The 13512-nt window shown below is 69.0% G+C and carries 18 protein-coding genes and 1 pseudogene; 7 read left to right on the top strand and 12 right to left on the bottom strand.

The features are described 5' to 3' along the window. Window positions 1–470: pseudogene (locus tag E1284_RS01715) on the bottom strand (hypothetical protein); the annotation flags it as partial. 451 nt (window positions 471–921) lie between these two features. Between E1284_RS01715 and E1284_RS01710 the strand changes: the two are divergent. From E1284_RS01710 to E1284_RS01700, 3 genes are all read left to right on the top strand, one after another. Next, entirely contained in the window at window positions 922–1749 is an 828-nt protein-coding gene (locus tag E1284_RS01710; RefSeq protein WP_243714193.1) for an SAM-dependent methyltransferase, read from the top strand. Window positions 1750–1854: 105 nt separating this feature from the next. Next, entirely contained in the window at window positions 1855–2460 is a 606-nt protein-coding gene (locus E1284_RS01705; RefSeq protein ID WP_131936259.1) for a DUF6461 domain-containing protein, read from the top strand. A 64-nt stretch (window positions 2461–2524) separates the two neighbouring features. Further along, window positions 2525–2935 carry a RidA family protein gene (locus E1284_RS01700; protein ID WP_131936257.1) on the top strand — a complete coding sequence of 137 codons (411 nt, stop codon included), beginning with the start codon at window positions 2525–2527 and terminating at the stop codon, window positions 2933–2935. A gap of 167 nt (window positions 2936–3102) precedes the next feature. Here the strand turns inward: E1284_RS01700 and E1284_RS01695 are convergent, their stop codons facing one another. The 5 genes from E1284_RS01695 to E1284_RS01675 form a co-directional block, all read right to left on the bottom strand. Further along, window positions 3103–3714 (bottom strand): DUF1707 SHOCT-like domain-containing protein, encoded by a 612-nt coding sequence (locus tag E1284_RS01695; protein WP_131936255.1) that lies wholly within the window; start codon window positions 3712–3714, stop codon window positions 3103–3105. Between the two features lie 42 nt (window positions 3715–3756). After that, a complete protein-coding gene (locus E1284_RS01690; protein ID WP_131936253.1) occupies window positions 3757–3957 on the bottom strand; it encodes a DUF397 domain-containing protein in 201 nt (66 codons plus the stop codon). A gap of 3 nt (window positions 3958–3960) precedes the next feature. After that, entirely contained in the window at window positions 3961–4173 is a 213-nt protein-coding gene (locus tag E1284_RS01685; RefSeq protein ID WP_131936251.1) for a DUF397 domain-containing protein, read from the bottom strand. Window positions 4174–4262: 89 nt separating this feature from the next. Continuing rightward, window positions 4263–4433 (bottom strand): DUF397 domain-containing protein, encoded by a 171-nt coding sequence (locus E1284_RS01680; protein WP_341770363.1) that lies wholly within the window; start codon window positions 4431–4433, stop codon window positions 4263–4265. Then, on the bottom strand, window positions 4430–5212 hold the full coding sequence (locus E1284_RS01675) for a helix-turn-helix domain-containing protein (RefSeq protein ID WP_131936247.1): 783 nt from the start codon (window positions 5210–5212) through the stop codon (window positions 4430–4432). The genes E1284_RS01680 and E1284_RS01675 overlap by 4 nt, the downstream gene beginning before the upstream one ends. A gap of 140 nt (window positions 5213–5352) precedes the next feature. Between E1284_RS01675 and E1284_RS01670 the strand changes: the two genes are divergently transcribed. Both E1284_RS01670 and E1284_RS01665 read left to right on the top strand, forming a co-directional pair. Beyond that, window positions 5353–5733 (top strand): ATP-binding protein, encoded by a 381-nt coding sequence (locus E1284_RS01670; protein WP_131936245.1) that lies wholly within the window; start codon window positions 5353–5355, stop codon window positions 5731–5733. Next, window positions 5730–5930, top strand: coding sequence for a hypothetical protein (locus E1284_RS01665; RefSeq protein WP_131936243.1), 201 nt, complete (start codon window positions 5730–5732; stop codon window positions 5928–5930). The genes E1284_RS01670 and E1284_RS01665 overlap by 4 nt, the downstream gene beginning before the upstream one ends. Before the next feature lie 83 nt (window positions 5931–6013). Here E1284_RS01665 and E1284_RS01660 read toward each other — a convergent pair whose 3' ends face one another. From E1284_RS01660 to E1284_RS01650, 3 genes are all read right to left on the bottom strand, one after another. Continuing rightward, complete coding sequence (locus E1284_RS01660) at window positions 6014–7774, bottom strand: serine/threonine-protein kinase (protein WP_165965085.1); 1761 nt, start codon at window positions 7772–7774, stop codon at window positions 6014–6016. Next, entirely contained in the window at window positions 7771–8307 is a 537-nt protein-coding gene (locus tag E1284_RS01655; protein ID WP_131936239.1) for a hypothetical protein, read from the bottom strand. The genes E1284_RS01660 and E1284_RS01655 overlap by 4 nt, the downstream gene beginning before the upstream one ends. Before the next feature lie 248 nt (window positions 8308–8555). Further along, window positions 8556–9152, bottom strand: coding sequence for a hypothetical protein (locus E1284_RS01650; protein ID WP_131936237.1), 597 nt, complete (start codon window positions 9150–9152; stop codon window positions 8556–8558). Window positions 9153–9309: 157 nt separating this feature from the next. Between E1284_RS01650 and E1284_RS01645 the strand changes: the two genes are divergently transcribed. After that, window positions 9310–10263 (top strand): zinc-binding dehydrogenase, encoded by a 954-nt coding sequence (locus E1284_RS01645; RefSeq protein ID WP_131936235.1) that lies wholly within the window; start codon window positions 9310–9312, stop codon window positions 10261–10263. Window positions 10264–10273: 10 nt separating this feature from the next. Here E1284_RS01645 and E1284_RS01640 read toward each other — a convergent pair whose 3' ends face one another. The 3 genes from E1284_RS01640 to E1284_RS01630 all read right to left on the bottom strand — a co-directional run bounded on the left by E1284_RS01640 (window position 10274) and on the right by E1284_RS01630 (window position 13103). Further along, window positions 10274–11449: an alpha/beta hydrolase family protein gene (locus E1284_RS01640; protein WP_131936233.1), complete on the bottom strand. Its 1176-nt coding sequence runs from the start codon at window positions 11447–11449 to the stop codon at window positions 10274–10276. Between the two features lie 139 nt (window positions 11450–11588). Continuing rightward, entirely contained in the window at window positions 11589–12248 is a 660-nt protein-coding gene (locus E1284_RS01635; RefSeq protein WP_131936231.1) for a hypothetical protein, read from the bottom strand. A gap of 42 nt (window positions 12249–12290) precedes the next feature. Continuing rightward, window positions 12291–13103 (bottom strand): class I SAM-dependent methyltransferase, encoded by an 813-nt coding sequence (locus tag E1284_RS01630; RefSeq protein ID WP_131936229.1) that lies wholly within the window; start codon window positions 13101–13103, stop codon window positions 12291–12293. A 40-nt stretch (window positions 13104–13143) separates the two neighbouring features. Between E1284_RS01630 and E1284_RS01625 the strand changes: the two genes are divergently transcribed. Then, window positions 13144–13485, top strand: a complete 342-nt coding sequence (locus tag E1284_RS01625) for a hypothetical protein (RefSeq protein ID WP_131936227.1) — start codon at window positions 13144–13146, stop codon at window positions 13483–13485. Window positions 13486–13512: the final 27 nt, after the last annotated feature.

Below are 13512 nucleotides of genomic sequence, written 5' to 3'. Positions count from 1 at the left end.
GCCAGCACCAGCAGCGCCCCGAAGATGAGCACGGTGAACAAGGTGTCCGACAGGAGCAGATGCTCGAGCTCGATCTGGTACGAGTCCAGCAGGATCGGCGTGACGGCCAGCGCCGCCCACGTCCGCCGCACCTCGAAGTCGCGGACGAGCATCCGGTAGCCGACCACCGCCAGCCCGACGATCGCCGCATGCTGCAGCAACGTCACGAGCGCCAGGCTGTGGAACGGCTTCAACCCCCACAGGAACAGCCCGTAACCGGACGGCCGCAGCGGATGCGGGAACGGGTCGTCGGCGATCCGCAGGAAGTCGTAGCTGTCGTTGAACCACAGCACGCCCCGGAACCCCAGCATGGTGACGACCCGCAGCACGACACCCGCGAGCAGCACCACGACGAACAACCAGTTGCCCCTGGCGGCGGCCGGCAACGCACCGGCCTTGAAACGACGATCGGCCAGAGGGGAGAGCAGCACCGGGGAACCTAACTGTGGACATGCGGGCGGACGGAATCCCGCGCCGAGCGAATATCGGCCGTATCACGCCGGGGCGGGCCACCTGGCTGCGTCACCGCTACCGCCCACGCATCGCCCGAGATCCTACCAGCGCACTTGTCACCCTCCTCCGACGTCCGAGCCCCGCCCCGGGTTCGGACGAGCCCACACCGGCACCGGCAGCGCGGCACCCGTCCACCGGCCCGGCGAAAGACGCCCACCTCCCCCCCGTCCCATCCCGTTGACCTGCGGCGTGTTGTTGTTATGAGCGCCTTCATAACAACAACACGCCGCAGGTCAACGGAGTGTGAGGGGTAATCGGCTCGTCGGGGTGGACCTCGCGGCAGCCCTGTCTGCTGAGCGGTGCGAGGGAAAGGCGTGGCGGATATATGGTGGTTTTGCCTTATCAATGGCGGTGTGTGAGGAGACGTTCGTGGCATCGGACCTGCCAGAAGAGTCATCGGGTCAGGACAAACTCTCCCGGGTCAACACGAACATCCCTCACCCCGCAAGGGTCTATGACGTCTGGCTGGGCGGCAAGGACAACTTCGAGGTCGACCGAGCGGCCGCCGAGGCCGGCCTGAAGGCGTTTCCGTCCACGGTCAAATCCGTGCGGGCCAATCGTGCGTTCCTGGCGCGGACGGTGGAGTACCTGGTCGCCGAGGCCGGGATCCGCCAGTTCCTGGACATCGGGACCGGGCTGCCGGCGGCCGACAACACCCACGAGGTCGCCCAGGCGCTCGTCCCCGAGTGCCGGATCGTCTACGTCGACAACGACCCGATCGTCCTGGCGCATGCCGAGGCATTGCTGAAGAGCAGCAAACCGGGCATGACCGACTACATCGACGCCGACCTGCGCGACCCCGCCACGATCCTTCAGCAGGCGGCCCGCACGCTGGACTTCACCAAGCCGGTGGCGGTCATGCTCATCGGCGTCCTCCATTTCATCCCGGACGAGTCGAACCCGTCCCATATCGCGAACACGCTGATGGACGCCGTGCCCGCGGGCAGCCACCTGGTGGTGTCCCACACCGCGAACGACATCTTCCCCGAGGAGATGGCCGCGTTCGCGCGGGCCATGAACGAGAACTCGACGGAAAAGGTGACACTGCGCGACCGCGAACAGGTCACCGGCTTCTTCACCGGCCTGGAACTCATCGAGCCCGGCGTCGTCGAGGTCTCAAGATGGCGCCCCCGCTCCGATCTGGAGGCCGCCGCCCCCGCCGCCCTCTGGGGCGGAATGGCCCACAAACCCACCTGAACCACCCGCTGCGACCCGACCGGCTCGCTACCGGGCGGCGTCCGGGCCGGTGGCGGTCTCGGCGTTCCGGCAGGGGCGGCCGGCCGACGACCGAAGGAGCCGATCATGACGGGCCCGGTACCGGAGCAAGTCGAGCACTACGTACGGATGCTCCGGCAACTGGACCATGTCTCGCCGCACCCGGCAGAGAACCTGTGCTGGACCGTCGTCCGCCCGCACAGTGCCGACGTGACAGTGCGGGAACTGGTGCGCCGGTTGCACGGGGACCCGGACACCGTGACCACCCGCCGCCCGGACGACGACAGTGACTACGACTTCGACGACGCGGTCTTCCTCGAACAGCGCGGCGACGCCTTCGTCATCGTCGGATACGGCACCGCGACGGCCGAGGCGGACGCGTTGCGGCGGCTCAGCAGGGACGCCACGGTCCACTCGGTGTTCTGGCTGATCAACAACTTCAACAGGCTCTACCACCTCGTCGACGGTGTGGTGATCACCGAATTGGACATGCTCGACCCGCTGACCCGATGGGGCACCGATCCCGACGCCCTGACCGACCACCTCGGCGCGCTGTGCGACCTCAGTGCACAGGACCTTCCGGGCCCGGACTGGGAGACCGCCATGGCCACCCTGGAGTCATTGACCGGCCAGCGCCTCGACGCCGATTGGTTCGCCCGCCCCCAGCTGTACGCGGAGGCGAACCGCCGCTGACCGCGGAACCCGCGGCAGGGAAACGGGATGTGCCGCTCCCGGCGTCTCGGCCAGACTTGCGGCCATGACAGCCGAGATCACCCGCATCAATCCCGAGTCGCTGCACCGGACACCCGGATACCACCACATCACCGTCGCCGAGACCGGGCGGACGGCCTACCTGGCGGGACAGTGCCCCCTCGACCCGGGCGGCTCCCTCGTCGGCCCGGGATCCATCGAAGCGCAGGTCGACCGGATCGTCGCGAACGCGCTCGCCGCCCTCGCGGCGGTGAACGCCGAGCCGCAGCACGTGGTGCGTTCGGTGGTCTACGTGCGGAGCGACGTCCGGGACGACCTGAGCACCGCGTGGACCCGGCTCACCGCCTCCGCCCTCGGACCGGCGTTCACATCCGCGAGCACTCTCCTGGGCGTCGCGCAGCTCGGCTTCCCCGGCCAGCTCGTCGAGGTGGACCTCACCGCCGCCCTGCCCGACTGACTGTGCTGATGTTCGCGGTGATGGCCCCGGCGGCTCTGAACCGTCCCAGATCGTGCGGACCCTGATGGACGCCGTGCCGCCGGGCGGCGACCGGGTGGTCTCCGACACCGCGACTGACGCCTGAACCGCGCGGCGTCGTGAGGCCCCGAGTGCGTGAGGGCCTGCCCCTACGTCGGGTTGTTCTGCAGCTTGCGCCGTTCCCGGCGGTTGGGGTGGCGGATGACCACTCCGGCCGGGCCGCCGGACCCCGTGAGCCGGACCAGCGGGGTGCCCGGGAGCCGGTCGGGAGTGGTCTTGTCCTTCAGGCCGCCGAGGCCGGGATCCATGCCCGTGGTGTCCGCGGCCCAGCCGTCGGGGATGACGATCGTGACGCCCGCTGCCTCCCCGTACGCCTCCACCGCGACCTCGGCGAGACGGCACTCGACCCGGGTGAAGTCGATCTTCACACCCGCCAGACCTCCGTGAGCGACCACCCGCTCGGGAACCTCCCAGCGCCCAGGACCACGAGACGCGCCGTGCAGACCGCCCTTGAGTACCAGCGGCGACCGCTCCGCAGCGGATTCGGCCTTCGGCAAGTCGGCGGTCAGGACGGCCAACTCGGAGTGGGTCCTGGAGTTCAACGCCTGCTCCACGCGCGCATCGAGTTCATCGAGATCGATGCGCCCCTCGGCCGCCGCATCACGCAACCGCTCCACCACCGCATCCCGATCGGCATGGGAGGCGCGAAGCTCACCGGACGGAACAGTACGCGGAGACGACTCCGGGGGCTGGGCACTCATGGCCCCAAGGATATGCAGCCGGCAGACGAGACCGGCTGGGGGCTACTGCCGCTTGAGGTCGCTCAAAAGTGCGCGGAATGTGGGGGGATCGAGGAGGAGCTTGGGCCCGCCCGGATCCCTGGAGTCCCGCACGCCCACATCCCCTGCGAGCTCTGCCAGTTCCACGCAGTTACCCCCGAGGTTGTCGCTGTGGCTGGACCTGCGCCACCCCGACTCGTCCGTTGAGTCCGCCTTTAGTGACAATGCTCAGGCCCGCGTGTCCTTGAGTGCGGTCAGGAGTGCGCGGAACGCGGTGGGGTCGAGGAGGAGTCTGGGCCCGCCCGGGTTCTTGGAGTCCCGCAAACCCACACCTCCGGCCACGGCAGCGACCTCCACGCACTCACCGCCCTGGTCGTTACTGCGCTGTGCTTTATGCCACGTCACCTGATCCACGGAGCTCCTGCCGTTGCTGTGCGGCATCTCCCTTTCAGCGTACGGACGCGGAGTCGAGTTGTCTGGATGTGGCGAAGCCCCGGATGAAAACCGGGGCTTCCTGGCTGGTTGGAGGGTTACTGCTGTTTGATGTCGGTGAGGAGTGCGCGGAATGTGGTGGGGGTGAGGAGGAGTTTGGGGCCGTCCGGGTCCTTGGAGTCCCGCACTCCCACACCAGTGAGAAGGGCTGCCACTTCCACACAGGCTCCCTCTTGGTCGTTGCTTCGCCGCGACTTGCGCCAGGTCACATCGTCCACCGGTCAATCGCCCTTCGTATGGAGTCCCTGGAGTCACTGACGCTCATGGCGCGCGCCTGCAACTCCGCGAACGCGCTGACTACGTGCAAGATATCCCTTGGATCATCAGACGTGAGGCCTCCGGGTGAGGTCTCCAGGTAGACCAGTTCTTCGCGTGTTGGCTGTGTGGCGATGTTGAACGATCCGGAGATACCGGGGTAGTAGGCGATGGGGGCTAGCTGGATGGTGATGTTCTTTTGTTGTGACATCGTCAGCAAGTACTCGCACTGCGCCCGCATCACTTCGGGGCCGCCGACTTCGCGTGCAAGCACGCTCTCATCCAGGACGACGATGAGCTTGGGCGGTGCCTCACGGGAGAGTATCTGCTGACGCAGGAGACGCCGATCGACGGCGGCCTCGCTGGGGAGGAGGACGCGGGCGTACTCCGGCGTCTGTAGAAGCCCGGTGACGAATGTTGCCTCGTAGGCGCGTAGGAGTTCGGCCGTGGCTTCGGCCTCGGGGTAGTCGGCGAAGAACTTCGGGTAGTTGGCGTTGCGGAGGTGCTTGGTCCAGGCCGTCGTGAGTTGCTCGCCCGTGTTCAGTGCCTGGTCCAGGCGTTGGGCGAAGTCCATGCGGCAGCGCGTGTTGCCGCTTTCGACCTGCGAGATGTACGAGGGCGTGACCGCTACCCGCTGGGCGAGTTCCGTTCGGGTGATGTTCGCCTCTTCTCGCAGGCGTCTGACCTCTGCACCGAAAGCTTTGAGGGCGGGGGACGGCTTGCGCTTGGCCATGGCGGGGGGACCTCCAGCAGATCTGAACCGTTTGTAAGTGGCCTTAAGTCCTCGGTGTGCGGTTCGGAGCTTGCATAGTCAGATTACTCCTCGGAGTGGATTCTGTGCATTGAGTCACGAAACTCGGAGGTGATCGTTTCATGCAGGAGCCCGCAGAGATCGTTGTGCCGGTGCAGGCCGAGTCGATCAAGGCCGCTCGGGACTGGGTGGAGAACGTCCTGGAGAAGTGGGGGCAGGACGCGTACGTGGCGAAAGTCGTGGTGTCGGAGCTCGTGACGAACGTCCTGCGGCACACCGGCAGCACCACGGCGAAGGTGCGGCTCTTTCAGGCCGACAAGGGGACGGTCGTGGAGGTCTTCGACTCCTCCGACGTCCTGCCGGTCGCCGGCTCGGCTGAACTGCTGAGCGAGGACGGCCGCGGGCTCGCGATGCTGGGTGCGCTCGTCAAGGAGTGGGGCGCCCAGCCGCTCGGAGGTGGCGGCAAGGCCGTCTGGGCGCTCCTGCCCGAGGGACCCGCGTGAACGAGGCCGAGCTGCTGACCGATCTGCGGGGACGCTTCCCCGGGTGGGCCGTTTGGGTGGACGGCGGCATGTGGCGGGCGGCTGGGCGACGTCTCATCACGGCTTCGTCACCGGACCTGCTGGAAGCGGCGATGAACGGTGAAACCCCCTTCCCGGACGAACTCACAGCGCGCCGGGTGCGGGTGTGTGCGCTGTGAGGGCAGCCGCCGACCGTGATTGGCCGGTGCTTGCCGCGTCCTGCAACGGACCGCGTGACGCCGGGCTGGGGCGGGCCGGCGCGTCAGCCGTCCAGTACCTCGATCACCGGCAGTGTTCCGTCGATCCGCGCCCCTGCCGACTCCGGAGGGATCGCCTCGTCCTCCCGTACTGTCTTGGTCACCTTCATCGGTGCGTGCGGTGCCACCAAGTATGTGCCCGGTGGTAGGAGGTCATGGTCCGGAAGGACGATCCTGGACGTGGTCGTCCAGCGGCTCATGGTGGCGCATTCTGCCTGGACGAACGGCTGCTGTTCACCGCTCGTGTCGCTGCGGACGGGGAGGATTATGGCGCCCGTCGTCTTCTGAGGGATGTCGTTCCGCTTGGCCGGCGGGATGCGGTAAAAGGCCATGTAGTCAGAGCTTTCAATATCGAGTTGCTCTTTGCCGAGTCCGATCGCCCATTCGTATGCATGGGTCTTCGGAGGCTTTGCCTCATGTCCGAGGCATTGGCGCTCACCATTCGGGGTGTAGTAGACGGCTCCAGTGGTGCGTCCTCGGAACTCCTCGACGAGGCGCACTTCGGTGCCGGTCTTGGCCCTGGCCGGGCTGAGCGAGTACTTGAAGTCGATGTACGGGGTCTCCGAGGCGGGCAGGTAAGCCTGCCCGAGGAGCACGCCCGGCTTGGTGAAGTACGCGTGGACTCCGGCGTGGCTCGTCCCGCCCACGCTCGGGCCGGGCCAGAGCAACCATGCAGCGATCACACCGCCCACTCCCGCGACCCCGATCGCAGCGGCGCCCTTCGCCCCGCCGATCTTGCTCAGGAAGCCCTTGGACATGGACGCGCCGGTTTTCGCCATCACGTCCACCGAGGTGGCGCTCTGCGCGAGGCCGGTGGCGACGTGGCCCAGTGCCGTGGACGCTGCGGTGCCGGTCGCCGATGCGCCGGGAGTCAGGAGGGCGCCGCCGAGCATTGCCAGTGGGGCGGCCGTCACGACGGTCGCGGCGACCGCGCCGAGTGCGAGGAAGCCCCGCCGTTCCCAGTCGGGCCCGTAAGCCTGTGCGGCGACCGATTCCAACTCGCTGACGAACTCGTAGGCGTTCCAGATCCGGTCACTCGGTCTTCTCGCCAGGCCACGTTGGACGAGAGGACGCAGCGGCTCGGAGATGCTCTCGAAGGACGTGAAGCCCTCCTCGTGCGCCGTCTTCAGTTCGGCGAGAGTTGCTCCGGTGAAGGGCCTCTTGCCCGTGACGCATTCGACGAACACGCACGTTGCCGCGTAAAGGTCGGTCGCCGGGGTGGCGGGTCCGCCCGCCCATTGCTCCGGGGACATGTAGGCGGGTGTCCCGGCTTGGCCGCCCTGCCCGGTGAGGACGGCGATGCCGAAGTCGATGAGTTTGCTCTGCCCGTCGTCCTGCACGAGTACGTTCCCGGGCTTGTAGTCGCGGTGGACGACGCCTACGGAGTGTGCCGCAGCCAAGCCGAGCAGTGAGCCTTTGAGGATCGCCAAGGCCGCCTCGGGTGCCAGCGCCCCTTCAAGTTCGTCCAGTACCTTCCGGAGGGCACGGCCGGGCACCGCCTCCAAAATGATCGCCGCGCCCCAGGGCGACTCCAGATAATCGAGTAATCGCGCCACATGCGGGTTGTTCACCCGCTTGAGCATCTGAGCCTCTTCGCGGAAGACGCTCCTCGCGGCCGTATCACCGAGGAGGTCGGCGGCGAGGTACTTGATCGCTACCGCTCCGCCGCCCGACTCGTGCCGAGCGAGCACGACCTCGCCCTGGGCGCCTGTCCCCAGCTCCGCGAGTTCGATGAACCCGGGCAGCCGATGTTCGCGATCTGTCACTGGCCCGTGTTGGTCTGGATTTCGCTGACGACCAGTGGTGTGGGCCCCGAGGAGATGGGCCGTTCCCCGAGGTCGCCCCCAGCGTTGTCGCAGTCGTCACCCTCACACGTCCAGGTGATGTTCCAGGTGATGGTCGCGGTGATCTGGTACTTTCCGCCCGGTTGCCTTGCGGAGGACTGCTTGTAGGTGTAGTTGCAGGACTTGCCGTCCTTGCTGCCGGCGCTCTTGCAGGTGAACTCGTCTTCGCCCATGTTCCATCTGACCGAGACGGGCTTGGCCGTCGCCTGGACTGTCTGGTCGCCCGCGCTCACCGGCTCCGTTTGTACGACGTCGAAGTTGTCCACCCACAGAGCTGTCCGAACACGCACATATGTCTTCCCGTTCGGTGCGGTGTGCACTACGGGAACAGGAAAGCCCTTGGTGGTCAGGGCCTCGTCGACAAGCTGCAACGTGGTCGGCGGTGCCTGGGCCGGTGGCGCGTTACCGCCTGGGCCGTTGACGGCATCCACCGCCTCGTTGTCAGTCAGCCCCACTGGGTCGGGTGGATCGACAGGCCCGGAAACGCCGCCTCCTCCGCCCGTCCCACCGCCGCCACCAGTGGTGATGGTCTTGCTCGTCTTCGGGTTGCAATACAGGTCTTTCGGGGCTCCGCAATCATCGGCCCTAGCGGGGACGGCGGCCAGGGCAGGCGCAATGAGAGTCGCAGCGATGACCATGCAGGAGGCCGCACGGCGTCGAGTGGGTGGGTTGGGAGGCATTGTCTGTCCTTCCCTGCCGGCCTTCAGCATGTCTTGTCCTGGGCAGTTGCCGCGGCCTTCCATACACCGGAGTCGTACTGGAGGGTCGTCCGCTGGATGTGGGCCACGCCCGGTCCACCGTTGAGTCGCTCTCCCGTCTTCGCGGAGTAGCGGTAGGCGGCGAGGGTCCGGATGCAGTCGATGACGTAGACCTTCGTGCTGTCCTTGGAGCGGGCGTAGACCCGAGGATTGAACGTGTTCGTGAAGCGCCAGATGACGCCCTTGGCCTTGGTCGCCTCTACGTCGTTGGTGACCTCGGTGAGGAGGGGGTCCATGGCGACGTCGGGCAGGTTGGACGGGTCGTTGGTGTCGTAGGCCTTCTTGTAGGCGTCCTGGTAAGCGCGGTACCGCTCGAGGACGGTCTTGTAAAGCTCCGCCGTCGGGATCGCCGAGGGGGCTGCGGCGGCCGGGGCGGGGGCGGCGGAGCCGGTGTCGAAGGAGCCGTTCGGGGCGAACTCGCCGTTCGAGGACGAGCCGGACGAGCCGCAGCCGGCGGCCGCGCACACGGCGGCCGCCGTGACGAGCACGGAGGCGGCGCGGGGCGACCCGAGCGGGGAGGAACGTACCAACCGGGCGCGCATCGTCTTCCTTGAGCGGCAGCCGACAACGGGGGCAGAACTCGCGCGAAAGCTTACAGAGCCTCGTGGGGCGAGAAAAGAGATTCGTTGCGAACGAGTTGACCTCGACCTTGCTTGAGGTAGCAGTCTGGAGGAGCTACCGCTGATCGGAGGGGTTCACATGCGCGCGGTGTGGCTGAAGGAGTTCGGTGGGCCGGAGGTGCTCGTCCCGGAAGAGGCGCCGGATCCGGTTCCGGGTGAGGGGCAGGTGCTGATCGAGGTCGAGTTCGTCAACATCACGTTCGTCGAGACGCAGATGCGGGCGGGCACGGGTCCGGCGCCGGTGAAGTTGGAACCGCCGGTCATCCCCGGCAACGGGGTCGGCGGTGTGGTGACGGCGGTCGGGGCCGGTGTGGACGGACGGCTGGTCGGACGGCGGGTCGTCAGCAGCACCGGCGGGACGGGCGCCTACGCGGAGAAGGCGGCCGTTGATGCGAAGGGGCTCTTCGACGTCCCGGACGGCCTGGCGCTCGACGACGCGGTCGCCCTTCTCGCCGACGGCCGGACGGCGACGATGATGCTGCGTGCGGCCGACCCGAGGCCGGGGGAGCGGGTGCTGGTGGAGGCGGCGGCCGGCGGGGTCGGGACGCTTCTCGTGCAGCTGGCGAAGGCCAGGGGGACGACCGTCGTCGCGGCGGCCGGGGGTGCGCACAAGACCGAGGTCCCGATGCGCCTCGGTGCGGACGAGGCGGTCGACTACCGCGAGCCCGGCTGGGCCGAGAAGGCCGGCACGGTGGACGTCGTCTTCGACGGGGTCGGCGGCGATGTGGCCCGCGAGGCGTTCACTCTCGTCCGGCCCAAGGGGCGCATGGTCAGCTTCGGGCTGGCGTCCGGCGAGTGGGCGAGCGTCCCGGAGGAGCAGGCGGCCGAACGAGGGGTGACGCTCGTCCAGCCGAAGGCCACGCCGGAGCAGCTCCGCGAGTTCACCATCAGCGCCCTGCACGAGGCGGCCCAGGGACGGCTCCGGCCCGTCATCGGGCAGCGCTTCCCGCTCGAAGGCGCCGCCGACGCGCACAGGGCCATCGAGTCGCGCTCCACCGTCGGCAAGACGCTGCTTGAGGTTCGCCGCGCCTGACCGGCGCCGGCTAACCGACCCTCTTCAAGAAGGACTCAAGGTTGCGTTCGTAGGCGGACGGGTCGACGTTCCACGATTCGGTGTGGTCGCCCGGTGTGGAGATGTGCGTGACCATGCCGGGCGGCGCCGTCCTGGCAAAGGTGTAGGCGGGGCCGTTGGCGACGGTGGCGTCGTCCTGCGTCGTGAAAAGGAGGACGGGCGTACGCAGCCGGGGGGCGAAGCGGCGCTGGTCGTAGTCGGTGAGGTCGATGCCGATGCGCCATTCCAGGACCTGCTTGGCCACGTCCGTCATGAAGCCGGGCAGGTTGCGGGCGTCGCCCTGCTTGTCGAGGGTGGCGCTCCAGTCCAGGACGGGGGAGTCGAGGACGATGCCGCGCACGAACGACGGGTCCTTGCGCAGGGCCGTCATGACCATCGCGCCGCCCATCGACCACCCGTACAGGACGACACCGGTCGCGCCGTGTGCGCGTGCGTAGCCCATCGCGGAGATGACGTCCTGCCATTCCGTGTCGCCGAGATGGTTCTTCCGGTCGCCGGACGAAGGCGCGCCCACATCGTTCCTGTACGCGATGGACAGCATCGGCAGACCCATCTCGTGCACGGGCCGCATGACGCGGAACGTCTCCGCCTTGTCCGCGTTCCGTCCGTGGACGGCGATGACCCACGTCCCCTTGTAGGACGCCCCCGGAATCAGCCACGCAGGCATCGGCCCTACCCGGGACGGATAGGTGACGTCCTCGAACGGCAGGCCCACGGCCTTCTCGGGGTCGCCGTCGTACATCCAGTGGTCGATGGCCGCCGGTGCGCCCTTCCGCAATGAACCCGAAACGACCGACGTCACCTTCCGCACCACGTGGTCACGGTCGCCGCCGACGACGGGGCCGAGCATGGCCCGCCCGTCCTTCCAGACAAGCGCCCACGTTCCGGGACGTTCCGTCACCGGCTCGCGGGGCAGCGTGACGGTGCCGTCCGCCGTGTCCGCGATGGTCAGCGGGTACTCGGCGGTGTGGTCGACCTCGATCGCGACGCCCGCGAAGTACCAGCCGACCCCTCCCACGGCCGTGCACAGCAGCACGGCGAGCGCGACGAAGGCCGCCATCAGCGGGCGGGCACGGCGGCGGCGCCGCGCGCGGACCGGCGGCTCGGGGGACGTCGGGGCCGGTGATTCCGGGGCTTCGGTCGACACGACATACGAAGTTAGCTTCTCCCAGCGACCGCGAAAGCCCGGGTCACCCCGCGGTGCGGTTCACCTGCCGGACAGGTGCCATCGAAGAGGCCCGCGAGATGCTCACCGACGTACAAGCCGGCACGTGACCGGCGCGCGGTCAGGCGCTCCCGATCGCCGCCACCAGCCCGAGCGCCAGCAGCATGTCGAGGTGGATGAACGTCTCCAGCTTCGCGCCCGGCGGCACGTCCGGGTCGGCGGCGAGCCGGTCGAGGACGGCGAGGGCACCCGGGGTGTCGAGGTCGTCCGCCAGCGCCGCGTCCGCCTGGTCCGCGTACTCCCGGCTCATGGGACGGCCCGGGGACGTCGCCCACTCGGCGACCTTGCCGCGCCACGCGTCCAGCCGCTCGGCCGCGGCCGCCAGGCGCGCGTCCGACAACTCCACGGGCTCCCGGTACGGGACCTCCAGCATCGCCAGCCGTGCGGTCAGCGCGTCCGACGGCCTCCCGCCGGTCTCGGCGGGGACGGCCAGGGACAGCGCGGCCACGGGCTCGCCGGCCGTGACGTAGACGTCGGCGTCCGCCAGCGGCTCGCCGAGCACCTCGACCGACGCGACGGCGTAGTCCGTGTAGTCGTCGCCCGCGGCGAGGGGTGTGCTCACCAGCCGCACGCGGCGTCCCGACCGCTGCACGACGCGCCGCAGCAGATCGGCGACCACCAGCGTCCGGTACCCGGAGCCGGGAAGGACCTGGACCCGAAGGCCCGGCCCGGCCGGCAGGGGCTCCACCCGGCCCGTCCGATGGTCGTACAACCGCAGCATGCCTCCACCCTAGGCGCCGGAGCCGCCGACGGGCCCGGCGGGTCAGAGGGGGCGGTCGGCGGCCAGGGGGCCGAACGGGGTCGGGGCGGCGCCGTCCGAGCGGCGGACGGCGGCGAACCGCAGCCGCACGTAGTCGGCGACCCACCCGGACTCGCGGCGCAGCGCCGGCGCGGCCAGGTCGTTGACCCGGTCGAGCAGCGGGTCGACCAGTTCCGGCGGGACGTCGGCCAGCGCGCGCGCCGCGTAGGCGCGGACCCAGTCGGCGGCGCCGTTCGGGCCCTCGGTCATCCGGGTCGGCCGGTCGGCGTGCTCCAGCAGCCGCAGCGTGAACCCGGCCTCCTCCAGCTTGGTCGCGTACGCGGCCGGGGACGGGAAGTACCAGGGCAGCTCGGGCTCGCCGAGGCCGAACACGCGCCACGCGGTCTGCATCGCGACGATCAGCTCGGCGCAGTTACCCGCGCCGCCGAGCTCGCCGACGAACCGGCCGCCGGGGCGCAGCGCGGCGTGCACGCGCCCGATGACGGCGTCGGGGTCGCGGGTCATCCAGTGCAGGGCCGCGTTGGAGGCGACCGCGTCGAAGGACCCGCCGACCGTGAAGTCGTGGGCGTCGCCGACGATGAAGGACAGCCCGGGATGCATGGCGGTCGCCTGCGCGACCATGTCGGGGCTGCCGTCGATGCCCAGCACCTCGGCGCCCCGCTCTGCGATCTCCGCGCTGAACGTCCCGGTGCCGCACCCGAGGTCGATGACCCGTTCGCCGGGTTGCGGATCGAGCAGGTCGACCAGGGGCGCACCGTGCGCGGAGACGTACCCGAAGGCGGAGTCGTACGTCGTCACGGCCCAGTTCACTGTCATAATTTATCGGAGAAAGTCCTGTAGGGAGGCGGTGTTGCGCATGGCGGACGTCACGTCCGAGGTCCGGATCGTCGGCGCCGCGGGGCCGGACGGCCTGACCCTGCGCACCATCGGGCTGTCCGCGCGCGGCCTTCCGGAGTTGCGCGCCGAGGCCCTGCCGCCCTACCTGGGCGACGGCTGGGCGCGCGTCCTCGGCGCCCTGGCGCGGAGCCTCGCGGCCACCGGCGAGCCGCCCGCCGAGATCGCCCCCGGTATTGAGATCGAATTCACCACGGCGGCGGACGGCGCGCTGCTGCCCGTCCCGCCGCCCGGCCCCGGCCGCGACCTGGCCGAGTGGCGCCGGGACGTCCTGCTCCGCCTCTTCCCCGAAGCCCTCATCTGAAGACTCGTTCTAGAATCGGGTTCTGTC

Source organism: Actinomadura bangladeshensis (genome assembly GCF_004348335.1).
In the GTDB taxonomy this organism is placed as follows: Bacteria; Actinomycetota; Actinomycetes; order Streptosporangiales; family Streptosporangiaceae; genus Spirillospora; species Spirillospora bangladeshensis.
This window is presented reverse-complemented; position numbering and strand designations above follow the sequence as displayed.